The following is a 26,908-nucleotide window of genomic DNA, read 5'->3' as shown; positions in this document are numbered from 1 at the left end:
GTCGGCCAACGCCGCGGAAACTAATATCATGCCGGTCGATAAAATCTCTCAAGCCTTATCCGCAGAATGCGCAGCCAGCCTTTTTTCGAGGTGCGGGATCTCTTCACTCCGGACCGGTTTGCCCAGAAGAAAACCCTGAGCGTGCGTGCATCCGCAGACGCGCACGAAATTCAACTGCTCCTGCGTCTCAATGCCTTCCGCCGTAGTGGGCATGCCGATCTCTCGTGCCAACGCCACAATCCCGCGAACCACGGCCGCGGATTCGCGTCGATGCACGGACTCTTTTACGAACGAGCTGTCGATCTTCAGCTTGTCGAATGAGAAGCGCACAAGCGTCGACATGGTTGAGAATCCTGTGCCGAAATCGTCGAGCGCGAGGCCGATTCCCAATGCGCGAAGGTTCTCGACGTTGTGCCGGGTGACGATATCGTCGCTCAACAATACCGTTTCCGTGACTTCGATATTCAGGCGCGCGGGCGGCAATCCCGTCTTGCTGAGGATCGCCGCAACCGTCGACGCGAACGATTCCTCCCGCAATTGCACCGGCGAAACATTCACGGCGACGCTCACTGCATCACGCCATGTGACAGCTTCCGTACAGGATTGCAGCAACGCCCACTCACCGAGTGCGAGGATAAGGCCCGTACGTTCGGCCGTCGGAATGAATGAGGATGGGGAAAGCTCACCGCGCGTCGGGTGTGTCCAGCGAAGCAGCGCCTCACGGCCGGAAATCGTATCGTCGGCGAGATCGACGATCGGTTGATACTCCATGCGCAGATCGCTATAAGACTGCATCGCGCCTTCCAGATCGCTTCGCAGAAGGCTCAAACTTTCGTCGGATGCGTGCCTGACGGCATCGAAGATAGAGAAGGCACTTTTGCCACTGCGCTTGACGGCGTACAACGCGCGGTCCGCGCAGATCAGCAATTGTGGTCCCGTCTTTGCGTGCTCCGGATAGAGCGAGACGCCCACGCTCGCGCCGATATGCACCAACGCTTCGCTGAGTGTGAAAGGTCGCGCGAGCGTTTTGACGATACGGTCTGCCAGCAAATGGACGTCGCGGGTCAACGCCGTGCCGTCGGTAATGGCAACAAACTCGTCGCCGGCGAGGCGTCCGACCAGGTCGCCAGTCGGCAATACTTCACGCAATCGAATCGCCGCTTCCTGAAGGATCTGATCGCCGGCGGCGTGACCGAGGCTGTCATTGATCGCCTTGAAGCCGTCAAGGTCGATTAGTAGAACCGCAAATCGATGATTCTGCCGTAACGAGCCTGCCGCCGTACGTTCCAGCAGCAGCTCGGTAATGCGAGCGCGGTTAGGCAGACCCGTGAGACTGTCCTGGTGAGCCAACCGATGACTGCTTTCACGCGCCAGCAGTAACGCAACGGTGTCGCGATTGCTGCGCAATGCCACGGTAAAGAAGCCTGCCGCGCAAAACGGCGCCTGAAACAGCAGCACGAGCTTGCCGGAGCCGGGAGAAAGCGCCGCCCCGCAACCCAACAGCCCGAGAATGAACGAAATCTGGAGAAGCACCAGCCTGGGTGTGCCTGCATTGCGCCCGGCTAGTCCGCCGATCACACCCACGGCGCAAACGTTGCCGAGCAGAAAAAGCGTCTGATTTCCGCTGGTATTGCACAAAAAAGTGCCATAGCCGAACAGGACCGCCCAGAGAAGACTGGCAAAGAGAAAAGCTGAGGTAGGGGTTGGCAGATTGCGGGCACTGCGCTCGCAGCACAGCCAGATCAACGCGAGACGCGTTATCAGCAGCGCAACCACGGCGCCGCCCCACCACGCGTAAAGAGCTCTGGGATAAAGGTAGTAAGCGGTTGCGCAGACACTGATTTCGCAGATCGACGCAAAAACAATCGACGCGGTTCGAGTGAACAGGTTGGCAAGCAATATTTGCCGATTGTCGGCGCTCAGGTTCTGAGCGGAGGACACCACCCATTTGAAAAATGGAGACCTTGGTTCGCTGAAAGCCATGACCTGCGCATTTTTAATGGTTAATGGGTCAAATCTGACACGCCTCGCAATTATTACGTAAACACCCACTGTCCGTTACAACGCAATTGCGCTGGCTTATTAGACACCCTTATTAGACACCCTCATTGGACACCCTCATTAGACACCATTACGCCTGTCCTACAGGCAATGCGGCGGCGCCTCCCGTCCGAAGACGCGAGCATCCCTTGCGGATTGCTTCACGCTCCGGCGAGAGATGCGGTCATTCAGGCTATTTCTACAGGCACCCGCTTTGCCAAAGCGCACATCAGCTCGTACCCGATCGTTCCGGATGCGTGAGCGACGTCATCGATCTTGACCTGGTCGCCCCACAGTTCGACCTTGGAACCGATCTGCGCATGCGGGCACGGCGTCAGATCGACCGTGAGCATGTCCATCGAAACACGGCCCACTACCTGCGTCATGACGCCGTCGATAGCGATGGGCGTACCCGTCGACGCGTGCCGCGGGTATCCGTCCGCATACCCGCATGCGACCACACCAATACGCATCTCGCGGTTCGCGGCGAAGGCGCGGCCGTAACCAACCGTTTCCTCCGCCGACAACGACTGCACACCGATCACTTCGCTCCGAAGTGTCATCGAAGCGCGCAAGCCCACGTCGTCAATGTGGCGCGACTGACCGGTGGGTGAACCGCCGTACAGCACGACACCAGGCCGCACCCAATCTCGATGCGCCTGGGGATGCCACAGAACGGCCGCTGAATTCGCGAGGCTTCGTTGACCCGGTATGCCTTGAGTCACCGCATCGAAGCGATCCATCTGCCATGCCACATCGCCATCGTCAGCATTCGCGAAATGGCTCATCAACGTGATGTCCGCAATGCCCGCCGATCTGGCCTGCTCCCACGCGGCACGATACGCATCGGGCCGGAATCCGAGTCGGTTCATTCCGGAGTTCATCTTCAGATGCACGTTGACGCGTTCATGCGACGGCGACAAGCGCAACAGATCGAGTTGCTCACGGCAATGCACGGCCATGGAAAGATCGAATTGTTGGGCGATTTGCACATCACCTGGCTTGAACACGCCTTCCAGAAGAAGGATCGGCTTGGTCCAACCCAACTCACGCACACGGACTGCTTCGTCGAGATCGAGTAACGCAATGCCGTCGGCATTCGCGAGTGCCGGGAAAACGCGATCGATTCCGTGTCCGTATGCGTTGGCTTTGACCACGGCCCAAGCCCGTGATCGAGAAGCCCTTTGCTTGACGATGGAGAGGTTGTGGCTGACTGCGGCGGGATGAATCTGTGCAACGATCGGGCGTGGCATAGGAGGCGTTGAGGGCTAGTTTGGAAAGGGAATGAATGCCCGTTGGTAAAGACTGGCTTTGCGGCCTACAGGCAGATTTTTCCACTATCGTATCCAGCTCAAGCCAGTTTTTGTTACTGTATTGTTTGGATTTTTGGGTTTATCTATTGGCTGCTCGTTGCTGCTTGAAACCCTTCCCGGCGGTTCCGGAGATCGGTCCGCCGGGAGGGTCCATCACCTCACAAACGCGATACTGACAGGAGCAGGTATGTCAACCGATTGCCCGGTATCCGACACCATGCCTGACACAGGGTCGATGCTGAACACATTCACTTTGCCGCTGCGTTGGTTGGCGACCAGTATCCATTTTCCCGACGGGTGGATTGCAAATCCCCATGGCCTCTCACCGCCCGAGGACGTGCGCTGAACCAGCGAAAGCTCTCCCGAATCGGGGCTGACGCGATAGACAACTAGCGCGTTTTCTCCACGGTCTTCGACATAGACAAAACGCCCGTCGTGGCTGACCGCGACCTCGGCGCCGCTTTTCACACCCTGAAATTGCGAGCTGCTTGTCGGCACCGATTGCACAAGCGTCAAACGCCCTTGCGACGCGTCCCAACGTAGCACCATGATCTCGGCAGTCAGTTCGGTCAGCAGATAAACGAACTGACCATCCACACCGAAAGCCAGATGGCGCGGACCACTGCCCTGCGGGGCAATGAAAGACCGCGGATGGGCCGCATCGTCCGGCGACAACGTGTGGGTGCCCCTGTTAAAGCCGTAAACGAACACGCGATCAGCACCCAGATCGGGAACGAGTGCGTATCGGCCGGACGGATCGACTGCGGCGCTGTGGGCATGCGCGCTCGCCTGCCGCCGGTTCGGCCCGGAACCTGCCTCCTTGATCGTGGACGCGAGTGAGCCCAGGCTTCCGTCGCCGTTGACCGCGATGCTCGATACAGACCCACCGCCGTAATTGGCAGCGAGTAAGGTCATGGAGGGTATGTCCAAGCCCAGATTCGTGGCTCCGCTACCGCCTGTGGCGACCTCGTTCAATCTGGTGAGCGCGCCGGTCCCGCGATCCACGGCATATGCGGTGACACTTCCCTCTCTCGTATTGTCATCGTCGACCGCATAGAGGATCGGCAAGCGAGGATGCGCAGCGACCCATGTGGATTTCAGCCCCTCAGCAACCGGGCCGATGACGGTCAGTTTGCCGGTGGACGCGTCGAAGCGCAGCGCGTGAATCTGCCGCTCCTGTGTTCCCACGTAGACGAGTTCTGTCTGTGCATGTTCCAGTAACGTAGCGGCACTGTTGTGGCCGCTGTACATTCCGGCTAACAACGTAAGCGTTATAAATACCGCCACAGCTCCGTACCGCATCAACCTGTTTCTCTGGTGGGGCCGTGTCATAGTCCGCTAGCTTGGAGGTCAGAAAGTGTGGGAAGAATGCACACGCAGTCTGGCTCCATATTGCTCAAGGAATGCGTGCGGGCAATCATCCGTTATTCCCGGCCCCGGCTCACCACGACGCAATGTCGGCGAAAGCGATCAACGGTCTCAGCATTGTCAACGGGGTGAACGGGCTGGCTAAGCGTATTCGATTCGCCACCGCGCGTCCCTGCACAAAAATCAGATTCACTGGTATTTTTTCGATCGCGCCTATTGCACATTCAGGGTCCATCCGAATCACAGACCCACCTATTGCGACAGGACCTTGCGCTGAGCCTGCTGTCGAGCAGCGAGGCGAAACTGGCTTGGCGCCTGACCGACTTCTCTCCGGAAGAAACGCGTAAAGTACGCGGCGTCTGCAAAACCAAGCCAAAAGGCGATCTGCTCCACCGACATGTCGCCGAAAATGAGGTTGCGCTTTGCCTCAGTGATAATGCGTGCGTGAATCATTTTTGTAGGACTTTGCTCCGCAGCGGAAGCACAGGCCGCGCGCAGTTGCACCAGGGAAATGGCCATCATTGACGCATAGTCCTGAAGCGGTAAGTTCTCCCGGTAATGTTCGTCAATCAACTTACGGAAGCGATCAACCTGGCGAACATCGTTGCGTGTTGCACCGTCATTGCCAGTCTGGTCCAAACGTGTTTCACGAACCAGCATGAGCAAAAGCGTCGTAAGCAGTGCTTCTGTACCGACCACATGGCCGACAGCATCTGACTCAACCTCCTGCTTAAGGCTCTCGATCAAGCTGGCAAACTCCATTCCCGCCTCGGCGGAATAGGAAAGTGGGATCATTCGGGGCAATGCCCAGAGCGCGATGAACTCACGGAGTTTGGCGTTAATCTGCGTCAGATAGGCTACTTCGATTGTGACGACCCATCTGTCAGCGTCGATCTCATAGTCGAGACCGTGAACGCATTCGGTCGGCAACAGCAAGGCACACGGGCCCTCGAATGGCACACTGCTACCCTCGAGATTCATTACACCGCGCCCGCTACGAACGAATATCACCTGGCCATAGGCAGGATGCGCGTGAGGTTCGGTGCGCCAGCGGCCCCGGTCGGTGACATGCCCAACGTGCACAAACCAGTTTTCATCCTCAGGGCGTTCAACGTACAAACGGACCTTTGGAACGGTTGTCAGCATTGTTTTGGGGATCGATTTGGGCTGGTACTTTGCCACGGCACTATGTGTCATAAAGTCTCCTTGGCCGCCGAATCGATTGGGTAGCGGCCGTCATTGACATTCCGGCCTTACGCAGAAGACTTCTGGCGCTGATTCCGCGCGGTCCTTATTTTTTCGATTCCATCATAGCCCTCTCATGGAGCCGCGGAAACAGCCCATATTTTTCCATACATTTCGGCGAGGCATGACCTGCGATTTACCCGAACGATGGCATCGATCTCCCGGCACCGATGCCGTCACCATCAGAATCTATGCAACATTCCAACGATGATGCCGCGCGTGTCAGCGCCCGGCGCGACCGCAATACCGGTATACCCGGTGCCGTTGAGCGTGAATTGCGCGCGATTCCGATTCTGGATAAACCCAGTAGAGCCATATAGCGTGGTCAGCTTGGAAAGGGAGTAGGAATAGGTCAAGTCCACTTGCTGTGCGTTGTTCCCCTTGCCTGTTTGATCATGCGCATAACCATACATAAGTGAAAGCTGGTCAGCGGAACTAAACGAGTACGAATCCGATGCTTCGTAGACGTCACGCTTCACGCTGTTATCGGTCTGATGCTCCGTATGGTATGCCAGATAGAACCGGGCAGCCCCCACCCCGACAGAGCCCCCTGCATTGAAAATCTTCAGGATTGAGGTTCCGGCCGTATTGGCCGCCTGTTCATATCCTGCAGCCGCACGAAAGGGCCCGTTCGCGTAGCGGACTGCCGCGTTCTTGACCTGACGCATCGACGCAAGCGCATGCGTCTCGATGAGATGGAGTCCATGGCGCGCGTGGACTCGATTCGTGCGCGCTGTTTGCGCCGCGCGCACAGATCCGGGCCACGTGCCACTGCATATGAATGTTCTGGGCGACGTGGCACGGTCCGATTGCCGGACCGTGTATTCATCCTGCGCGTTCGCCATCGCGCGTCGACGATTCGAAGAAGGCTCCAGTCACCGGACGCACTGGCTTCGAAGTAAGAATATCGGATGTGCGATCGCACGTCCCTACACAAAAACTAGATTCACTGGCATTTTTTCGAGCAATCCAGCGAAAGGGTCTTTCGCCGACGAATTCAATGACCGGCTCCCGCCGTCGCATCGCGTTCACCGCACAGTTCACTTCGCCGACGATCTGCCGCAGACACCCCCTCCACCACACGACAAAAAAATGCCAGCGAATCTAACTTTTGTGTAGAGGCAGCCGATCGGGCGTCCCATACCATTCGTTACAACCGCGACAGGATGATCTGCGTTGAATTGCTCAGCCAGTTGCTGACGGTGCGGCCGCAATAAGAAAATCTATATGGACGGAGACATGACGAAAATATCAGTCGCTTTGCGCAAGCCGCTTCTCGGTGTGGCCATGTTCTGCTGTTTGAGCGAGTTCGGTTACGCGGAGGTATACACCGCACCTAGTGAATCGGCTCCATCGCAGACCCAGCAGACCCAGACGAACAGTGCCGCGCCCCTCACTGCACCGGACTTGAAATCGGGGGAAGTCACCGGCGCGCCGCCTGTATCGTGGAACGATACGTATATCGGCTACCGCTACGGCAATGATTTTCACTACCCTGGCGTTCCCGACAAAGTTGCTCAGAACATTGGTTATCTCACGACGATCGGTGGTTTCAGGTTCGGTAGTTACGCATTCAACGTGGATTACCTCGTCTCGAACTCCGCGAACCCGGAGGCTGGTGGTCCCTCCTCAGGTGGAGCGCAGGAGGTGTATAGCGTTGGCCGAATCGAGTTGAGTGCCGGAAAGATTCTTGGGCGGCCGGTGGGCATCGGCATCATTCGGGACGTCGGCCTGACCGGCGGCTTTGAATTCGGCACCAAGAACGACGCCTACGGAGAGCGTGCGCGCATGCTCGTTTTCGGTCCGACTATCGAGTTCGCGTTGCCACGCGGGTTCCTGAATCTCACTGCGGGTCTTCGAACAGAGAGCAACCATAACGGTATTACCGGCGTCGACGTGCGCTTCAATACCGCGTGGCACATCGAGAGCTCATGGCTCTTCCCGTTCCGGGTGGGACCGTTGCCGCTGGTATTGCGCGGGTTTGCCAGCCTGACCGGGCCGAAAGGAAAGGACGGTTTCGGTGTTGAGACGACGACGGAATTTCTCACTCGCGTATCACTGCTAGCCGATCTGGGTTCATTCGCCGGTCACCCGCGTGCAGTGTATGCAGGCGTCGGTTACGAGTACTGGCATCACATGTACGGCACGCCGACTAGCGAAACGGTCGGCACGATAACGTCCGTCCCCATGCTGATGGCCGAAATTCATTTCTAATCAGCGACCCTCGTGAGCGCGATCATTGGCGACCCGTCATGCGGGTTGCCAATCGTTGTTTGACGGAGTTCATTGACGTCGTTCTTCCTCCATCGAGAAACGCTAGCCCTTCACCACGTCCGTAGGCTACGCTGCCATGGATCGTTTCCTTCGGCCAGTTGCGCTTCAAAGTGCTCCCGCGTGGTTGGCTGTGCGCGCTGGACGGCCTTGCTGATAACATCGGACAAACGTTCGTAGCCGATCACCTTACGAACTGGAAGAGACTTCGGCGTCTCCGAACTCTCTTCACGACAAGAGAGAACACAATGGAGACAAATCTAACTAAGCGATCAGCGCCCGAGAATCCCTGGAGCATTCTCGTTCTCCTCGCGCTCGGGCTGCTGATTTCGTTTGTTGATCGCACGAGTCTGTCTTCCGCGCTAGCGGACAAGAGCTTCGTTCGAGAATTTTCACTGACGAGCGTCGAGCGTGGCTGGCTCAATTCGGCCGTCTTCTGGTCCTATGGTCTCGTTCAGATGCCTATGGGTTGGCTGGTTGATCGCTATGGCGTGAAATGGCCTTACTCGATCTGTTTCGTGCTGTGGTGCATTGCGGCGGCGGCCACAGGCATGGTGACGACGCTGTCCGCCCTGATCGTCATGCGTCTGCTCATCGGCGTGGCCGAAGCTGTCGTGGTCCCGGCCACCTATCGCTATCTCGCCAACAACTTCGAGGAGACCCAAAAAGGCACAGCACTCGGTATCTTTTCGATTGGCGGCAAGATGGGGCCCGCACTCGGCGCGCCGATTGCAGCCTGGATGATCGTCACGTATTCCTGGAAGATGATGTTCATTGCGACTGGACTGGTCGGACTGATCTGGCTGGTGCCATGGCTGCTGATGGTGAGGAACGACTATCCCTCCAGAGGGCAACTTGCGGCGGCGATACACCTGGCCTCCTCGGTGCCGCTCAGAAACTTGCTGACGAGTCCGGTCGTCTGGGGCGGGCTGATCAATAACTTCTGCTACAGCTATTTCGCCTTCTATTGCATGACCTGGATGCCAGCCTATCTGGTCGAGCAACGCGGCCTTTCTCTCGAGAAATCCGGGCTCTACACCTTCTTCAGCTTTGTGGGCATCGCCATCGTCGCCGCGATCGCGGGATGGGCCGCGGACCGGATTATCGCCCGCGGCAACGATGCCGTTGTCGTGCGTAAATGCTTCATCGTTGCCGGCTTTATTGGCGGAACAACCGTTCTGCTCGGCGCCTACGCCCCTTCGCTCGAGATGGCACTGTTCTGGAACGTGCTCTCACTCTCGTTGCTTGGCCTTGTCACCGCGAATAACCTGGCGCTGTGTAAACTAACCTTGATCCCCAGGCAGGCGGTCGGCTTGAACACAGGACTCCAACAGGTCGCCACCAGTCTCGCGGGCGGTATCTCAGCCAGCCTTTCAGGCTGGTTGCTCCATCATGGCGGCAGCTACACACTACCCATGATGGCGATCTTCGCCTTCCTGCTGATCGGTGCAACGAGCACCGTGGTTCTGCTTCAGCGCAAATGGGCGCCAAAAGTCAACGACATTGCTCACGAACCCCGGCACGCAGAAACGCAGACCTCTGCTTAGGTGCAGGGTAACGCTGTTGAGTAAAGAACACTCCGAATAGAAAAACGCTGTGCGAAAGCACAGCGCTTTTTTCATGCCGCTGCGAGGACCGGATTACGGGTTGGGAACGTACAACGGCATCGCCTCTTCCCACAAGGTATCCGTGATCGGATGCTGATCCGTCCCATCCGCATTCATCACCCAGTTCTGGCCGTCAGGTTGGAAGCTGTTGTCGTACAGCGCGAGTTCGTCCCTGAAGCCATAGGTGCCTGAGCTGTACGCGAGCCGGCCATCCCAGGTCCAGACAGCATGGCCCTGGTTCGATCCATCCGAAGTCAGGCGCGTCAGACCCGTGCCATCGGGTTTGATCGTGAACACGTCATAGTTGAATTTGTTCGGATCGGTTGGGTCGATCAGCTTGCGGGTGAACACGATCTTGCTGCCATCCGGCGACCAGCCCGGCAGGTTGTCTGCCTCGCTGGTCAGAACGGTGGTGGCGCGTGTATCCAGATCGAGAATGCGCAGCCCCTGCACCTTGGGACTCCATACGCGGTAGACGATCTTCTTCCCGTCCGGCGAGTAGCTCGGGTAGCCCGAATTGATGGAACCGTCGGTCAAGGCCTCCGCGTGGCCGTTCATGCTGCCGTCGGCCTTGATACGCATGATCCGGCCTGGGCCGGCAGCACGCGTAAAGAACCATTGGCCCACGCCGAACGCCACCCACTGCCGATCCGGTGACCAGGTGGGCTGAAATGCGCCGGCCAGGCCCTTCTTGATCATGTCCTGATCGAGACCACTGGTGGCTGGGTCGTAAATTCGCGTATAGCCGGAGAAGTCCGGATTGATGATGGCAATGGAAGAGTTGATCGCCTTCTCTGTGTACACCAATTTCTGGCGATCCACTGACAGCTGCGGGAAGACGTCGATGTAGGTGTACTTCCACGCAGGATCGAAGCTGAACAGCGCCGTGCCATTTGCATGCGCGGGTCGAAGCGATATTTTTTCGTAGACCATCTTGCTGCCGTCCGACGAATAGCGTGGCGAGCGAATGCCCGTGTTGCTCGTGGATCGGAACATGCCAGCCGTGGTGTAGATACCCTCAGTGTCGCCGCCCTTGACGTGATACGCGACGTTGGTCTCACCCAGATACTGCGGGAATACCTTGAAGCCGGGCGTCGACGTCAAAGTCGTCCTGGCAAGGTCGGACAAATCCACCGACACCAGTTGCGAGCTGACTTTATTGATCAACTCCGGACGGTGCGCGCCCCAAGTCGACTCCACGGGCGTTTCATAAAACACGACACGCTTGCCGTCCGGTGACCAGGATGGCGACCCTTCGTCAAAGCCTGGATTGCCGGCAATTTTCTTCCAGCCGGAGCCGTCGGGTCTGATGAGATAGATGCTGCTTTCCTGCGTGCGTTCCCAGCCAACCGGCAGATTGTGGCCGCGCCAATCGCTGCCCGTATCGGAAGAAACGGCAAGCCATTTGCCGTCTGGGGACCAGGAAGGTCTGAAATAGCTATGCGGTTTGGTGGGATCGAATTTCAGCGCACCCGTGACGTTTTTCAGCGCACCAGTCGCAATGTTCAGTGTCCAGATGTTGGTGGTTCCGAAATCGCTCGCGCCCCTGCGTGATGAGACGAATGCAATGAGGTTAGAGTCGGTGGGCGAAAAAACGGCGGCATCGTCAACGGCAATGTGATTGGTGAGCTGCTGCAGGCCCGTACCATCCACTTTGACGCGATAGAGATTTGACTCGCCCAGGCCGTCACGCTCCGACGTGAACACGATCCATTGCCCGTCTTTCGAGAACGCCGCGTGATAATCAAAACCCGCGGTCGGAATCAGCTTGTGTTCATCTGTCCCGTCTGCATTGGACACATACAGCTCGGAAGTCACCGGACCGACGCGGTTGAGCAACAAGGTTCCATTTTGCGCGGCACCTGCTCCCGCTGAAATGAAAATCCAGGCGCCCCCGATTGCCGTACAAGCCAGGAGTTTCTTCAAAGACGAAGTTAAATACACAGCGTAATGCCTCCATTAATTATGCGTAGGTGAGCGGCGTGACACCGCTCAACCGCTCCTGCACCGCCACTTTCGCCGACGCATCGTGCTTCCGTTTCCTGCCGCTCCTTTCCGTGTTCCGTCATTGCTCAGCGAGCATTCAGCCCAGATTTCCCGTGACGTCATCGAACAGTTCGTCGACCGACAGGCGATGTGGAATGATCTTCTGGTCCAGCGCCCAATCGATTGCCAATTGAAGTCCTTTGCGGTTCTCTTCCAGTCCGATCGGCGGAAAGATGGCCGGCACGCCGCCTTCAGTCAATGCGCGGCTTTCGACGATCATCCGATACAGCTCGCGAACGATGTCCGGCCGCTGCTTCGACACGTCCTCATGCACCACGAACATGTGGTTGATCGGCACAACGCCTTCCCGCGCAAACCAGTCTTTGGCCGCGGCCTGCGCATCGGGAACGAGCGTGCGCACACGCGGGTCTTTCGGCATATCTTCACCGAGCAAGGCCGCGCTCAACTCGCCATCTAGCATCATCTGCGGGATCGAGGATCCCGCGGGCAGGCGCACGCAGTTATCCGGATCGCGATATTCGGCGAGATGCCCGTCGCCGAGTGTCATCCAGGTCACCTTGTCCAGATCGACACCGTATTCGTGACGCAGAATGCCCCGGATCCAGAGCGCAGTCGTTTGGGTATAGGTGCGAACGCCGACCTTCTTGCCTTCGATATCCTTCGGGTCGAGGTGGCCAAAGTCGATGTTGAAGCCGGCGCAATGATGCTGGAAGCGCCCAGATATCGGCGTCGGCAGCATGACGTAAGGCTTGCCATAGGCCTTGGCCTGCAAAAAGGTGACGATCGCGAGCTCGCCCGCGTCGAAGGCGTTTTCTCGAACCATTGCCTTGAAGCCGTTATGTGCCGGAGTCGGTCCGCAATAGTCGAGCTTGACGATGTCCGAGTTCACCCGCCCGCCCTTCATCGCCTTCGTGACCGGATAGTCGGCCAGATTGGTGCGTAATGTTGGCACCTCGGTGGGCACCCTGTTTAGTGTCGTTGTCATTGATGTTCGTCCTTAGGCTTGAATGGGTTTACAGCCGTACCTCGATGAGACACGGGCCAGGCTCGTGCACCGAGTCGGCCATGGCCTTGTGGAAAGCTTCGGCTGTGTCCACGGCGACGGCGAGAACGCCCATGCTTTTCGCCATGGCCAGCCAGTCGATACGCGGACGATCGATATCGATCATGGCCAGCGCGCGCGCCCCTGGCGCACCGGCGCCCATGTTGGCGTACTCGGCCTTCAGGATGGCGTAGCTGTTGTTGGCAAAGATGATGGTCGTGATGTTCAGGCCCTCGCGTGCCTGCGTCCACAGCGACTGGATGGTGTACATGGCGCTGCCATCACCGACCATGCAGAACACACGCCGGTCCGGGCAGGCCAGCGCGGCGCCGGTGGCGACCGGCGTGCCATAGCCGATCGAGCCGCCCATGTTGTTGATGAAGTCATGAGGGGCAGCGCCAACGGTCAACCCCATCGTCTCGCGGCCAGTGGTCAGCGATTCGTCGACGAGAATGCAGTTTTCGGGCAGCGCGGCGGCGAGCGCCTGGGCAATGCTGGCGGGCCCCAGAGCGCCGGTCGGCGGCGTCGCATCCGAACGCTGCTGGAGGACGCCTGCCGTGTTCGTCGCGCCGAGCGCCTGAACCAGCATGTCGAGGCCGGCGGCGCTATCCTCGCCCATCTCGACCAGCGCATGAACACTGGTGCCGGGTGACTTGAGCAAGCTCGGTTTGTCTGGATAGCTAAAGAAAGCGATCGGCTCGGTCGTCTCGACCGTGATGATGTGTTTGAAGCTGTTCAGATACTCGACGGCTTGTCCGACTGCATAAGGAATACGTTCGAGCGTGACCCGCCCTGCCCCGCGTTCGATCCGCGCACTAAAGAATTGCGTCGCGATGCGACAGCCGGTCGCCGCCTTGATCTTGCCCGCCAGTTCGAGCGCGCGACCGCGTGTCGAGTGGCCGGCGAGGACCATGAGCGTGGGCTCGCCCGAACGCAGCACCTGCGCAATGTGCTCGATGCGCGCAACGTCTGGAGTCTTCGCTGCGGCGGCTACGGTGCTCGGCGGCGCGACCTGCTGGCCCGCCTCCTGCCACGAGGTATCACCAGGCAGGATGAGCGTTGCAATCTGCCCCACGTGTTCGCTCGCCTTGCTCACCGCGGTTGCAACGTCCCAAGCCACCGCGCGCGGCGACTCGACGCGGCGCACCCAATGACTCAGCGGCCGTGCCAGACCTTCGATGTCGGACGTCAGCGGTGGGTCGTACTTCAGGTGCGCGGCCGAATGCTCACCCACGATGTTGACCATACCCGACGATGCCCGTTTGGCATTGTGGATATTGGCGAGCCCATTCGCGAGTCCCGGCCCGAGGTGCAGGAGTGTGGATGCCGGCGTCTCTTTCATCCGGTAATAGCCGTCCGCGGCGCCCGTGCAGACACCTTCAAAAAGACACAGGACGCTGCGCATGCGTGGATTCTCGAGCGCCTTCAGAAAGTGCATCTCCGAGGTACCCGGGTTCGCGAAGCAGATGTCGACGCCCTGATCGGTGAGCGTCTGAACCAGACTTTCGGCTCCGTTCATTCAATACCCCGCCATCTCGCGCGCCATGCCGACCACGCCATAGCTTTTCAGCGGAGCCGACATCAGGAAGCGGTAACCCTCTTCGAGCAGCCGCTTGTGATTCTTGGCGTTGACATGGGGATTGCCAACCACCACCTTGTGCTTGTGGCAGGTCTCGACAATCTGCCGCATGGCGTCGGCTACAACCGGGTGCTCGTAATCGCGCGGATGGCCCAGTTGCTGGCTGAGATCGCCCTCGCCAATGAGGATGAAGCCGATACCCGGCACATTCGCAAGAATGTCATCGAGGTTTTCAATCGCCTCCGTGCTTTCGCACATCAACCCGACCAGAATTTCGCCCTCGGGGGCCAATGGCCAGACATCTGCCTTCTTGTAGTAATCGGCCATGCTCAAACCCCAGTAGCGTGCCGCGTTGGCAGGGCCGTCACCGCGGATCCCCTTGGGCTCGTACAGCGGTGCGCCCTTGGGCCGGGCGTAACGGCACGACGCGACAGCGTTATAGGCTTGCTCCACCGTCGATACATGCGGCCACACCACGCCATAGGCGCCGCGATCGAGCACCTGCTTGGCAAAGGACTGATTCATTTCCGCGCCGTTGGCGGGAATACGCGCAATTGGCGTAACGCGCGACGCGACCGAACCGGATTCGGCAATCTGCTTCCGGTTCAGCATGTACTGCATCGCATCACCCAGCGCCGATACGTCGTAGGGGTTATGTTCCATCTCGAAGACGATGCCGTCATAAGGCGCGTCGCTCATCTCGATGGCGGTCTGCTTGTCCAGCTTGGAAAACGCGGCGAAGGCCGGCTTACCGGATTCGAAAGCGCGAATAATGCTATTGAGGCGGGTGTCGCTCATGGTCTTTCTCTCTCCGTGATTGGGTCCATAGGGGTTGCATGAAGCCGGATCAGTCGGCCGCTTTCCAGTACATGAAACCCATCCCCTCGCCGGTGCCGGCAGGCGTGCGCCAACAGGGGACGTAGTCGACCAGCGTCATCTCGGCGCCCGTTTCCTGAACCGCCTTCATCACGCTCACGTAGAGCTTGATTTCGGAAGTGCCCGACTGATACGAGCGGTCATCCACCGCGGCCAGGCCGTCATAGTCGTAGTCGGCCAGCATCTTCATGATGCTGTGGTCGAACTCTTCGTCGTTGACGAAGTGGGACAAACCGCCCGAGGCGAAAATGCCGACCCGCACATCGTCGGGCCATGCATTGATGGCATCGCGCAGCACCCATCCAAATTCGATGCAGCGCGACATCGACGGCTGCGTCGGCGGATAGAAGCAATTCATGATGATTGGCACATGCGGCGGCGGGTTGTCGCCCATGATCTGGTGATAAACGAAGCTGTAGGCATGCGGTACCACCGGATACTCAGGCAGCGGCTTCATCCACACGTTGTCGGGCCACGCAAAAAGATCGGTCAGATCGAAACCTTCGCCCTGGAAATGCTCGATGAGATACGCGGCCAGCTTCGGATGACACTTGTGTGTGACGTGGTGGTCGGGTGCATAGACAGCGCGCTGCGGCGGCCCGTTATGAACCTCTTCACCGCTGTAGATCGCGATCGATGGCGAGAAATCGGTGAAGATTTCCTTCTGGTCTTTGCCCAGAATGATCGCGACGTCGATGTTGGCGTCGCGGTAGGCCGCGGCCATCGCATCGAGCGCGGTACGGCAGCGCGTGGCGCGCGCAGTGCGCTCCTCGAGCGTCAGGAATTTCTCGAACGCTGCTTCGCGGTGCGCTTCCAGCTCGGGATAGGTCCAGGTCCGGTTGCGGTACCACAACTCCGGATTGTTGCGGTCCCGTTCCCCGTTCTTCAGCCAGTCCTCCGGTGCTTGACCGAGCATGCCGCTATGCGGCACTGCCATCCCGAATACGATCTTCGCCATATATGGTTTCTCAATGAATTAATGTGTGCATCAAGGCCGGCTGGTCCGGCCATGCCCTGCGTTCTAGGCTTGCCGCAGCGAGCCGTGCGTTTCGGTTACCTTGGGCGCCCATTCGGGACGGAACAGGATCATCGTGGTCAACGCGCCGATCAGCAGGAAGACCAGGATCATGAGCATCGGCAGGTCATAGCTTCCACTGACGTGGAGCAACCAACCCGACAGACTTGCCGCCACGCCGCCCGCGAGACTGGTGGCCACCTGCTGCACGCCCGTGACCAGTCCGATCGTCTGCTTCGGAATCAAGGTCAGGCGCGACAGCACGAGATTGTTCGCGGTGGTCAAGCCGAGCAGCGAGAGCGAGAGCACATTCCAGAACAGCGCCATCTCAAGTGAATGGGCATAGGCGCCGAGCAGAACCGTGCATCCGCCCACGAAGCCCGCGATAGTGAAAGCCTTGCGCACCCGAATCGGGTCGCCTCCCCGGGCGATGATCCGGTCCGCTGCCCATCCCGCGATCGCCGCGACGATCGCGATTCCGGCGAAGCTGAAGAACGTATAGAGCCCGGACCTTGAAATCGACAGGCCGCGTTGCTCGACCAGATAGGCGGGCATCCACGTCATGCAATAGAACGTGAAATAGCCGTAGCAAAAGTTCGTGATCATTCCGCCCCACACCACCGGGCTGGACAGGATGCTGCCGAGACTGACTGTACGGGCGCTTCGATTCGCCGCCGTGAGCTGCGTTCTGGAGGGAAGGTCGTTCCTGACCAGCAGAAGCCACGGAGCCAACCAGATCAACCCGACAAGACCCGTCGCGATGAACATGACTTGCCACGAATAATTGACGATGAACCAGGCGCCCACCGGCGCGCCGAGTGCGGGACCAAACTTGTTCCCCATTGCGAGGAGGCCTACAGCCAGGCCGTTTTGACTTTCGTCGAAATTGTTGCGAATCCAGCGATAGCTCGCAGGAATCACGATCGCTTCGGCCATGCCGATGATCAGACGCATGACGACCAGGCTCGCGAGCGCCGTCACCGCCCCCATCAGCGCGGTCGCGATACACCACAGCGCAAAGCTGATTGCGTAAGGCCACTTCACGCCGTAGCGGTCAGCCACATAGCCCATCGGCACCTGGAACAGACCATACGACCAGAAGAAAGCCGAGTTGATCCAGCCGCGATCGACGTTCGTCAGCGAAAAATGTCGAACGAAGCCTGCGTCCGCCAGTGTCGAAGAAATGCTGGTGCGATCGACAAAGGAAATCAACACACCGATCGCAAGGAGCGCGAGGATGGCCCAACGGCTCGCGATCCCGGGTCGTCCAGGTTTGCTTGTCTCCATCTGCCCTTTCTCTTTAGTGTGATTGGTTCTGCGTGCCGGCCACCACAAACCATCTTCGGTTGCCGGCACAGAGGCGACGCTACTTCAGGCCAGGGCCGGATATAGTCGCTGCGCGGTCTTGCCGAAAATCCACGCGCGGTCTTCGTCGCTCAGGCATGCCAGACCCGCCCGGGCCGTCGCGAGGATTTCCGGAAGTGTCCCCGGCGAGGTCGGATAATTGGAGCCCCAGGCCATCCGTTTTGCACCAAAGGCTTCCACCACGCGCGGGAAGAATGTTTCGGCACTCGCCTTTTCCTTCTTCACATCGCCAAAGATGCGCGGCGTGAGCTTCAGGTAGATGTTGTCGAGCGACGCCAGGTCGAACAGGCTGCGCGCCGCGGCATAGGGCGCACCATCGGCTACTTCGGGGCGCCCCAGGTGATCGAGGATGATGGGCACCTTAGGGAAACGCCGTGCAAGCGCCGTGACCTGCGGCAGTCCGATCGGCCCCGTCTGGATGCACATCGTCAGGCCGAGTTCTCCGCACAGTTCCCACGCTGGGAACGCGCGCGGATCGTCGAGTTCGCTCGGATCGAACTCCTTGGTGCTGCCGCCGGTGAACAAACGCAGGCCCGCGAGACCGAGCCCGACCCATTCGCGAATGCGTTCCGGTGCATCCGGCTGCAGTACGTCAACGGAGCCGACGGCAACCAGCCGATCTGAATATTTGCTGCAACCTTCAACGACATAGCGATTGTCGAAACCGTAGGTCGTCGAAGAATGAACCACCGCGGCCTTGGCGACGCCGGCCGCGTCCATCGCCGCGATCAACGTCTCAACGGTAGTGGGACGCTCCTTCGACCAATCCGAGCGCTTTCCGAACAACGGCGCCGGTGGATAGCGGCTCTCGTCATCGGAAATGATGTGGGGATGGATATCAACGATTGCGGAAGTCATGAGTGTCTCTGTGCGTGTTTCATTGCATATGGCTCGCGCCAAAGTTAGTTGCCGCGCGCTTTCAGGCGCGCATCGAGGCGCGGGTAGACGCGCCGCGCATTGCCCTCGAAAATCTTGTAGCGATCCTCGTCCGTCAGCGCAGTACACGCGTCGATATAGCGTTTGGTGTCGTCAAAGTACTGGCCGGTTGCCGGATCTTTGCCCCGTACGGCGCCGATCATTTCCGATCCGAACAGCACGTTGTCGGTTGGCACCACCTTGGTCAGCAACTCGACGCCCGGCTTGTGGTAGACGCAGGAGTCGAAAAAGATGTTGTTCAGCAGCCCTTCGAGCGGGCGCTCGCACATTTCAAGCGACATGCCGCGATAGCGCCCCCAGTGATAAGGCACCGCGCCGCCGCCGTGTGGAATCACGAGGCGCAGTGTCGGGAAATCCTTGAACACATCGGACTGCAGCAGTTGCATGAACACCGAGGTGTCGGCGTTCAGGTAGTGGGCGCCGGTGCCGTGGAAGCACGGATTGCATGAAGCCGCCACGTGGATCATCGCGGGCACATCCAGATCGACCAGCGCTTCGTAGATCGGATACCACTCGCGATCGGACATCGGTTTGCCGGTCCAGTAGCCGCCGCTCGGATCGGGGTTCAGGTTGCACCCGACAAAGCCCATTTGTTCGACGCAGCGTCGCAACTCGGGGATGGAATTCGCGGGCGCCACGCCCGGCGATTGCGGCAACTGGCACACCGGCGCGAAGTTGTCCGGATAGAGTTCCGTCACGCGGTGCACGAGGTCGTTCGATACTTCGGCCCATTCCAGGCTCGTGCGCTCATTGCCCAGATGGTGGCTCATCAATCCGGCGATCGGCGAAAACAGCGTCAGGTCGCTGCCGCGCTCGCGCTGCAGCTTGAGTTGACCATTTCCTATCGCTTCGCGAATCTCGTCGTCGCTCACATGCGCGGCGGCACGCGATGGCGCGTTGACCGGGTCGTTCGCGAATTCGACCTGCCTGGCTCGCCAGTTGCGGAATGAAGCGGGTACGGTCGTGAAATGACCGTGGCAATCGATAATCATGTCGTCTCCTGTCGACCAGAGTTGGCGCTTCAGCGCCTTACTCTGGTCCCATGCAAGATCAGTTGCGTGCGGGTCAGCGGGCCAATGGGTCCACAAACAGTTCGTCAATGGACATACGGCGCGGCGTGAGACCCTGCTTGAACGCGGTGGCTTCCAGTGTTTCGATCGTCTTGAGGTTTTCCTGCAGACCGTACGGCAGCGGATCGTGTCCGACGATCTTGCGCAGTTCGAGGTACTTCTTATCGCTGGCGCTCGTCGCCTCGCCGGCATCGAGGCGCGCCAGCCATTCCTTTTTCGCCTGTGCGAAGGCGTCGAAAATCGATTTCGCGATCCACGGATGCTCGGCGAGCACCGCGTCCTTAACGACGATAGTGCCGTGCATCGGGTAGACCCCGGTGCGGGCGAAGTACTCGCTTTCGAACTCGGTCGCATTGGGCAACAGATCGGGATAGTCGGCCTCGACCTCCTTCCATCCACCCGTGGGCGCGCCGGTGCGGCCGATACCCGCGGCGGCGGCAAAACCCGCCGACAATTCGCCTGTCGCCATCATTTCCGCCAACGAGCTTCCAGCCGGAGCATGGATGACGTTCGACGGCAGCTTGAGCTGCGTAACATGCTCCTCATCATCGACAACCCAGGTCACCCTGGAAGAATCGAGGCCGAACTCGTCGATCAGGACCTGGCGCGTCCACACGCCGGTCGTGACCGAATAGGCGCGCACGCCGACCTTCTTACCTTCCAGGTCCTTGGGGGTCTTGATCCCGGCGTCCGGGCGCACCAGCAAACCGCCGTGGTGAAAACGCCGCACGACAAAAATCGGCAATCCGACGAACGGCGCACCATAGGCGCGGGCGATGATGTAGGTTGTCGGCGCCAACTCGCAAACGTCGAATTCGACGTCGCGCACCATCCGGCGAAATGCGCCAATTTGCGGCTGGACTGTGATGAACTCGGCATCCACACCCTCGATGGAAATGGATCCGTTACGAATGGCCGATGTGTGGGGGTGCTCAGCGATTGCAATCTTGAGCGGGACTTTCCTGGTCAACTTCCTCTCCTATGTTGACCGGAGTTGGCGCTTTAGAGCTCACTCCGGTCCCATGCAAAATGATTGCGGACTTGTCGTCGCCGGCGGCTGGATGGAATCCGCGCAGGACATATCGACTCGATGGAGTAAGAATATTTGACGACGGAGCGCGCGTCCCTACACAAAAGTCAGATTCAATGGCACTTTTGTTGATGGATGGCGGGGGCGCCCAAGGACGCAGTTCGCCCTCGCCGGACCGAGTTGTTGCCTCACTTGCGCGAAGCGTTCTTGAGCTGCCACACCAGGTTGGCAAACGGCATGTCGAGATCGGCGTACACCTGCTGCGCCTTCGGGTCGTCGTTGCCGTGCAGCATTTCCACACCAGCCGTGGCGTAATCGGTCACCGGGATGCCGGCGCCTGCCAGACGCTGCAGCCCCACCGTGCGCTTGGTATCGCTAAACGTACCCGATGCGTCGAGCACCACGCGGGGATCGTAGCCTGCAGCCTTGAGCGACAGCGCCGGGAACGTGGCACACACTTCCAGCGAAACACCGGCGATCAGAATCTGTTTGCGGCCGGTCTTCTCGATCGCGGCGCGCACATTCGGATCGTCCCATGCATTGATCGAGGTCCGGCTGATCACCGGCACACCCGGAAGCGCGGCAGTCAGTTCAGGGATCGTGGGACCCCACATGCCGTCAGGCATCGTAGCGGTGACAATGACCGGGATGCCGAGCGTCTTCGCGGCTTTGGCCAAGGCCACAACGTTATGCTTGAGCTCACCGGTATCGATGTCGCGTACGCCGGTGAACAAGCCAACCTGGTGGTCGACCAGTACGAGCACCGTGTTGTCCCGCGACAGCAATGAGTACGGAGCGCCAGACGGAGCGACCGCGTTCGTCGCAGGCGCTGCGCTGGCCGTCTGGATTGTGGCGGCAGAGGTAGTGACGATCGCCAGGGGGAGAACGACAGCTTTCAGGAGATTAAGGATTTTCATGGTCTTGATTAACGTTGGCATTTTCGATGTGGCAACGACGTAGCGACGTCCTGCCGGACCGTCCGGTGCACATCTGCGCCGGGTTGAGATGAATCATATTTCCGCAACGACGATCGATAAATATGGTATTTCTCAACCTATCGTTTCCCACAGGAAACGATCGATAGACCAACCCAACGACTACCGGACGTCGGATGACCCCCGTCTCTTCTGACCTGAACGATCTCTATCTCTTTGCTCAGGTGATCGAGCACCACGGTTTTACCGCCGCGGGAGAGGCGCTTGGCGTAAGCAAATCCCATATCTCCCGCCGGATCACCGATCTGGAAGCCAAGCTCGGCGTTCGGCTGCTTCACCGAACCTCACGCCGGCTTAGCCTGACCGACGCCGGCGAAGAGTTGTACGCACATTGCCGGGCCATGATTGCCGAAGCGCAGGCTGGTGAGGAAGCGGTTCGGCGGCGGACTGCCGAGCCCTCGGGGCTGGTGCGGGCCAGCATGTCCGTCGCGATTACAGACATCCTGCTGGCCAGGCTGCTGCCCCGCTTCATGTTGCGCTACCCGAAGGTCCGGCTGGCCATCGAGGCAAGTAATCGACAGGTCGACCTTCTCGAAGAACATGTCGACGTGGTGATACGAGGTCTAGGTTTTGACGTCGAGCTTTCCAGCCTGGTCCAGGCGCCGCTGGGCACGGTGCGCTGGGGGTTGGTGGCCAGTCCTGTGTATCTGGCGAAGACCGGGACGATTGGTACGCCTGATGCGCTACCTCGCGACGATCTGTTGATCTACGAATCGATCAGTAGGCCAGTGACCGTATTGCGCCTGATCGGCGCGAATGGCGATGTCTCCATGCAGACGATTCAGCCCCGCCTGCAGAGCGACAATATCGCGGCGCTGAAGGAAGCCGCGTTGGCAGGAATGGGCATCGCCAGCCTGCCTCTCTATGCCTGCACGCGGGAGATCGAGATGGGGACTTTGAGCCTCGTACTGCCGGAATTTCGCTCGCGGGAGGGACGATTGGCCGTGCTGTTTCCGACGCGCCGCGGCATGATGCCTGCGGTACGCGCCTTCGTCGATTTCCTGAAGGACGAATTGCCGCCGCTCCTGGGTTAGTACCAGCGTGGCTCCTTCACCCTCGAAGGCGAAGGCGTGGTCCACGGCCTCTCCTTCTATCGGAGTGCATTCAGATACCGATTGACCTCGGTTAAGAGCGACGAGTGATATTTTTCCGGTAAGCACCGGTCGTCGCTGAGGCTCATCAAATCTTCAATCCTGCCGCGGAACGAGGCGGCAATGTCGGACCGCATGGCGTTGGGCAAGTGCGTCAGCAAGGAAACCAGCAATTCGCCGATGACTGCAAGGCGCGCATCATGCTGAACAACAGTAAGGCCATTTACTTTCGATAGCGCAGTGAGGGCGTTGAGTAACGCGTGGTCACTCTCCTTGCGGATTTGAACTGCCAGGGCAAGTGGCGATTGTTCTGCCGACGCGGCGTCGGCTTGTTGTGCATCGTCGCTCTGCATTTTGGAGTCGTTATACATAGGTTTGGGTTCAGGTCAGAAGGTTTGCCAGTCCGAGCCGGCCGTATCCACGGCGACCATTGCCGGTTTGTCGGCAATAGTGACGGGCGCAATCCTCGGCTTCGTGGGCTGTGCGCGACGCGTCGTTTGAGCATTCGACGCAGGCAGGCGAGGCCTGCTCTGCGGCAGAACCACTCGCGGCTCAATGTGAGCTGCGCCGCCGGCCACCTCAAACACCGAGACTGCATCCTTCAATCTGGTTGCCTGTTCCTCAAGTGATTTTGCGCCGGCCGCTGCCTGCTCGACGAGCGCCGCGTTCTGTTGTGTGACTTCGTCCATCTGGCCGACCGCCTGATTCACCTGTTCAATGCCACGGCTTTGCTCTTCGGACGCCGCAGCGATCTCGCCGACAATATCGGACACCTGCTTGATCGCCTGCTTGACCTGTCCCATGGTCGAACTGACTTCCACGGCTTGCATGGAGCCGTCCTGAATCGTTGCCACCGAGGAGCCGATCAATTCCTTGATTTCTTTCGCAGCGGCGGCAGAGCGCTGAGCCAGACTGCGAACTTCACTGGCGACGACGGCGAAACCACGCCCCTGTTCACCCGCACGCGCAGCCTCCACCGCTGCATTCAGCGCCAGAATGTTGGTCTGAAACGCGATGCCTTCAATGACACCGGTAATCTCCGAAATCTTGCTCGAACTCGCACTGATTTTCTCGATCGTTCCCACCATGCCCTGTACGGTTTCATTGCCTGCGTCAGCTATGTCGGTAGCGCGCGTTGCCAGCGCATTAGCCTGGCGGGCATTGTCGGCATTCTGTTTTACCGTCTCGGTCAACTGCGTCATGCTCGCTGCCGTTTCCTCCAGCGATGCGGCCTGTTGCCCGGTACGGGCCGCCAAATCGGTGTTACCGCTAGCGATTTCCCGCGACGCCACCGTGACCGATTCTGCGGATATCTTGATCCCGTGAATCGTATCGCTCAGCTGCTGATCCATTTTCTTGAGGGACGAGAGAAGTTGCCCGAACTCGTCTTGCGATTGGTTCGGGATGTCGTTCCCGAGCTTCCCAGTTGCGATCCGCTCGGCAATGCTAACTGACGTGTTCAACGGTATCAGGATTGCACGCAGCAAATAGATCAAGGCGCCAACAGCGAAAAGCACGGCACAGGCGATCACGCCAAAAGAAATGTAGCGAGTAGTCACAATAGCAACTTGCTGTGCAGCGAAACGCGCCTGAGCCGTCGTGCGCAAATCCTGTTTCATTTTGGCAAGAATGCCGAAAACGTGGTTCGCGTTATCCTTGACTTCCAGCCTGTTCACTTCGGCACCGCCTTTCACATCCCCGGCCTCAATACGCTCCACCTGATGCTTCATCCCAGCCTGCATTTTCTGGTAGGCGTCCTGTAGCCCCTTGACCACCTCCAGTTTTTCTCCATCGCGATGGCTTGCCAGTTCGCTTATCACTTTGTCGACCTGGCTAAACCGCTCTGTATTTTCCTGCTTCCATCCGGCAATAGAGGCAGGGTCCCCAATCGCGATCATCCGGAGAATGTTGATGTCGGTCCTGGTGAGTAGTCCATCGATCTCGCTAACTGACGCCGCATCAGAAAAATCCGCCCTGTACATCGATTCCAATTCATTTCCAGCGGCACTAAGACGCATGAGAAAGAAGGTGCTCAAGGCGAGCGTGATGAGCACGAGGCTCGTGACAATGGCGATGAGCCGGTTTCGAATGCTTAAGTTCACTGATTGTTCCTATCCGTGGTACGCGTAGCGCGAGTTGATGGCATTCCCGGCGCCAGCGGGAGCACATTGATCTCCACCAGGGCTTGCCGAATACCGCAACAAGACCTTCCGCTTGCTGACGCGAGTTGTATAGGAAGTAACGGCAACGTATACGGGGTCTGAATAGCTAATCCTAGCCATGCGGGACGTGTTTTATCGCATCGGGGTAACCGCCTTAGGACGGAATCACAATGGATGACGTGTCCGGTAGATACGCTTTGTCGGCCCTGGTGTTGTGGCTCGCCTTGAGCACGGCAAGCCCGATGCCGGCGCGAGAATCGATCGCCAGTTTTTCAAGTATTCGGCCGACATGAATGCGCACAGTCCAGTAGCTGATCTTCAAGATGGCTGCTATCTGTTTGTCGGCCAAACCCTTGAGTAGCAAGGGGCAAATTTCGCCTTCACGAAGAGTGAGGTCAAAGTGTTGCTGAAACCAGGACCCAGAACCGATCGTACGCGCCAACAGATAAACCATGTACGCACGTCCCTTCTTGCGTTCATCGGCAGCGTACTCGACGCAAAGGTCAAAACCGTTCCATTGCGCAGTCGCAGATGGGTCATACGGTATCCGGGATATCAGACGGCACAACGCCTCCCGTTCAGCCGGTTGCAAACCAGCCAGAAGCTTATGAGCCTTTTGATTGGGTTTCGGTTTTTCTGATTCCTGAACCAGGAAGCTCGCGTAATTTTCTATGGCTGTATCCGTCTGGTTGTTGGTGCGCGCTACGTGGCGTAATTGGTATTCGTTGATCAGGTAAGGACGCAGCATATTGAGCAAAGCAACTTCGCGCTCTCCGAAGCGCTTTTTCTGATTGCTAGTCCAAAACCGATAGTTAAACTGAACGTGCCCGGCTTCGTGCGGGTACAGGTCGACGCCGGAATACACCCGGTAACGTGAAAGAAAATCACTGAAATATTCTGTGTTACGGAAAGTTCGACGGTCGATCAAACTGTCGCTTAGAACCGCGTCCTCGCGCCCAATTAGCAGGGGGGAGATTGGATCAAGAAACTGAAAATGCTGTTCGTATTCCACAGCCATGTGAGCGTCGCGGCCCCAGTGAGTGGCCTGTTCGAATTGGCCATTGTCGCGACTCCAAATGGCGTGTCCGATGAAGTCTGCGTGAAATAGAGACGCAAGTTTCTGAATTACGTCTGGGCGATCGATAAGATTCTCGGGCGAGGGCCTGCCGAGTAGTTCGACCAGCTCCAGCACGAGACGAAGATCTTCGGCAGTAAAGTGCATCGTATGCAGAACGAGTGATTGATAACTCACCGATGGGACCGTACCCATGCGGTCCCAGACAGGAGAACGATCGGCGCTCACCGGCTTGAGCCAAGCCATCCGGCTCAAGGACCGAGACGGCTTCAAGTAACAAGCGCGATTGATGTTCAACACTCTGAGCCGCTGCGGCACTTTCCTCCACCAATGCGGCGTTTTGCTGTGCGGTGGGGCGCGAAGACCGCGGAGAAATGGTTTCGGCTTAAACGCGTTGCCCGACCGGCTGGCACACCGGCGAACGCGCCATGACAGCAACCTCAACCTGACTGTGTGTCAGCGCGGACAGCACCGTGTGGTCATGAAAGCGGAACGAGCAAAGTATCTGCGAAGTAGAGGCGAGCCTCTCGATCTCTTCAGGCGAAAGCGCCATCAGAACATCGGCCACCTCCGGCAGCACACCGAGACTGCTCATGCCCCAAGCTTTGTCTTCCACAAGTAGGCGCCGGGTCAGGAGAAGATAAGAAAGATTTATCTCGTGTATCAGACGGTGCGCGTCGTGTTCCATTTCAACTCCCCCCGCAATACCGACCGGATCGTCCCTGCTGCGAAGGCCCCGCGCAGCGCACAGACGCAACAAACGTCGCCGTATGTAGATGGTAGATCCGCGGCGGGTGCCGCGCAGTCAGGACTCTCGGAAA

Annotated in this window: 22 protein-coding genes; 3 read left to right on the top strand and 19 right to left on the bottom strand. The window is 58.7% G+C overall.

Features of this window, described 5'->3' with window-relative positions:
- Positions 1–48: 48 nt before the first annotated feature.
- The 5 genes from BM438_RS20795 to BM438_RS20775 form a co-directional block, all read right to left on the bottom strand.
- Complete coding sequence (locus BM438_RS20795; protein WP_093636979.1) at positions 49–1,983, bottom strand: putative bifunctional diguanylate cyclase/phosphodiesterase; 1,935 nt, start codon at positions 1,981–1,983, stop codon at positions 49–51.
- 245 nt (positions 1,984–2,228) lie between these two features.
- Positions 2,229–3,293, bottom strand: a complete 1,065-nt coding sequence (alr, locus tag BM438_RS20790) for an alanine racemase (RefSeq protein WP_093636976.1) — start codon at positions 3,291–3,293, stop codon at positions 2,229–2,231.
- 213 nt (positions 3,294–3,506) lie between these two features.
- Positions 3,507–4,685, bottom strand: coding sequence for a lactonase family protein (locus BM438_RS20785; RefSeq protein WP_244179410.1), 1,179 nt, complete (start codon positions 4,683–4,685; stop codon positions 3,507–3,509).
- Between the two features lie 288 nt (positions 4,686–4,973).
- Complete coding sequence (locus BM438_RS20780) at positions 4,974–5,918, bottom strand: helix-turn-helix domain-containing protein (protein ID WP_093636971.1); 945 nt, start codon at positions 5,916–5,918, stop codon at positions 4,974–4,976.
- 230 nt (positions 5,919–6,148) lie between these two features.
- Positions 6,149–6,634: a porin gene (locus tag BM438_RS20775; protein WP_244179409.1), complete on the bottom strand. Its 486-nt coding sequence runs from the start codon at positions 6,632–6,634 to the stop codon at positions 6,149–6,151.
- A gap of 571 nt (positions 6,635–7,205) precedes the next feature.
- On the opposite strand from BM438_RS20775, the gene BM438_RS20770 reads away from it, so the two are divergent.
- Together BM438_RS20770 and BM438_RS20765 are read left to right on the top strand one after the other, a co-directional pair.
- Entirely contained in the window at positions 7,206–8,180 is a 975-nt protein-coding gene (locus BM438_RS20770) for a hypothetical protein (protein WP_093636969.1), read from the top strand.
- Positions 8,181–8,485: 305 nt separating this feature from the next.
- A complete protein-coding gene (locus BM438_RS20765) occupies positions 8,486–9,784 on the top strand; it encodes an MFS transporter (RefSeq protein ID WP_093636966.1) in 1,299 nt (432 codons plus the stop codon).
- Positions 9,785–9,877: 93 nt separating this feature from the next.
- Here BM438_RS20765 and BM438_RS20760 read toward each other — a convergent pair whose 3' ends face one another.
- The 10 genes from BM438_RS20760 to BM438_RS20715 all read right to left on the bottom strand — a co-directional run bounded on the left by BM438_RS20760 (position 9,878) and on the right by BM438_RS20715 (position 21,681).
- Positions 9,878–11,644, bottom strand: coding sequence for a hypothetical protein (locus BM438_RS20760; protein WP_244179408.1), 1,767 nt, complete (start codon positions 11,642–11,644; stop codon positions 9,878–9,880).
- A gap of 283 nt (positions 11,645–11,927) precedes the next feature.
- Complete coding sequence (locus BM438_RS20755; RefSeq protein WP_093636960.1) at positions 11,928–12,836, bottom strand: substrate-binding domain-containing protein; 909 nt, start codon at positions 12,834–12,836, stop codon at positions 11,928–11,930.
- A 28-nt stretch (positions 12,837–12,864) separates the two neighbouring features.
- A complete protein-coding gene (locus BM438_RS20750) occupies positions 12,865–14,412 on the bottom strand; it encodes an acetolactate synthase large subunit (protein ID WP_093636957.1) in 1,548 nt (515 codons plus the stop codon).
- Positions 14,413–15,270, bottom strand: a complete 858-nt coding sequence (locus BM438_RS20745) for an HpcH/HpaI aldolase family protein (RefSeq protein WP_093636954.1) — start codon at positions 15,268–15,270, stop codon at positions 14,413–14,415.
- A 49-nt stretch (positions 15,271–15,319) separates the two neighbouring features.
- A complete protein-coding gene (locus BM438_RS20740; protein WP_093636951.1) occupies positions 15,320–16,306 on the bottom strand; it encodes a DODA-type extradiol aromatic ring-opening family dioxygenase in 987 nt (328 codons plus the stop codon).
- Between the two features lie 63 nt (positions 16,307–16,369).
- Positions 16,370–17,650, bottom strand: a complete 1,281-nt coding sequence (locus BM438_RS20735) for an MFS transporter (RefSeq protein WP_093636948.1) — start codon at positions 17,648–17,650, stop codon at positions 16,370–16,372.
- Positions 17,651–17,734: 84 nt separating this feature from the next.
- Positions 17,735–18,586: an amidohydrolase family protein gene (locus BM438_RS20730; RefSeq protein WP_093636945.1), complete on the bottom strand. Its 852-nt coding sequence runs from the start codon at positions 18,584–18,586 to the stop codon at positions 17,735–17,737.
- A gap of 44 nt (positions 18,587–18,630) precedes the next feature.
- Positions 18,631–19,656, bottom strand: a complete 1,026-nt coding sequence (locus BM438_RS20725) for an amidohydrolase family protein (RefSeq protein WP_093636943.1) — start codon at positions 19,654–19,656, stop codon at positions 18,631–18,633.
- 73 nt (positions 19,657–19,729) lie between these two features.
- Positions 19,730–20,704, bottom strand: coding sequence for a PhnD/SsuA/transferrin family substrate-binding protein (locus BM438_RS20720; RefSeq protein ID WP_093636940.1), 975 nt, complete (start codon positions 20,702–20,704; stop codon positions 19,730–19,732).
- Between the two features lie 248 nt (positions 20,705–20,952).
- Positions 20,953–21,681 carry an isochorismatase family protein gene (locus BM438_RS20715; RefSeq protein WP_093636937.1) on the bottom strand — a complete coding sequence of 243 codons (729 nt, stop codon included), beginning with the start codon at positions 21,679–21,681 and terminating at the stop codon, positions 20,953–20,955.
- A 194-nt stretch (positions 21,682–21,875) separates the two neighbouring features.
- On the opposite strand from BM438_RS20715, the gene BM438_RS20710 reads away from it, so the two are divergent.
- On the top strand, positions 21,876–22,793 hold the full coding sequence (locus BM438_RS20710; RefSeq protein WP_093636934.1) for a LysR substrate-binding domain-containing protein: 918 nt from the start codon (positions 21,876–21,878) through the stop codon (positions 22,791–22,793).
- A gap of 56 nt (positions 22,794–22,849) precedes the next feature.
- On the opposite strand, the gene BM438_RS20705 is transcribed toward BM438_RS20710, so the two are convergent.
- The 4 genes from BM438_RS20705 to BM438_RS20690 all read right to left on the bottom strand — a co-directional run bounded on the left by BM438_RS20705 (position 22,850) and on the right by BM438_RS20690 (position 26,775).
- Entirely contained in the window at positions 22,850–23,203 is a 354-nt protein-coding gene (locus BM438_RS20705) for a hypothetical protein (protein ID WP_143131731.1), read from the bottom strand.
- A 33-nt stretch (positions 23,204–23,236) separates the two neighbouring features.
- Complete coding sequence (locus BM438_RS20700) at positions 23,237–24,952, bottom strand: methyl-accepting chemotaxis protein (protein WP_093636928.1); 1,716 nt, start codon at positions 24,950–24,952, stop codon at positions 23,237–23,239.
- Positions 24,953–25,166: 214 nt separating this feature from the next.
- On the bottom strand, positions 25,167–26,333 hold the full coding sequence (locus BM438_RS20695) for a helix-turn-helix domain-containing protein (RefSeq protein WP_244179407.1): 1,167 nt from the start codon (positions 26,331–26,333) through the stop codon (positions 25,167–25,169).
- 139 nt (positions 26,334–26,472) lie between these two features.
- Positions 26,473–26,775 carry a flagellar transcriptional regulator FlhD gene (locus BM438_RS20690; RefSeq protein WP_093636925.1) on the bottom strand — a complete coding sequence of 101 codons (303 nt, stop codon included), beginning with the start codon at positions 26,773–26,775 and terminating at the stop codon, positions 26,473–26,475.
- Between the last annotated feature and the right edge of the window lie 133 nt (positions 26,776–26,908).

Origin of the sequence: Paraburkholderia aspalathi, from assembly GCF_900116445.1 — a bacterium.
Taxonomy (GTDB): domain Bacteria; phylum Pseudomonadota; class Gammaproteobacteria; order Burkholderiales; family Burkholderiaceae; genus Paraburkholderia; species Paraburkholderia aspalathi.
This window is presented reverse-complemented; position numbering and strand designations above follow the sequence as displayed.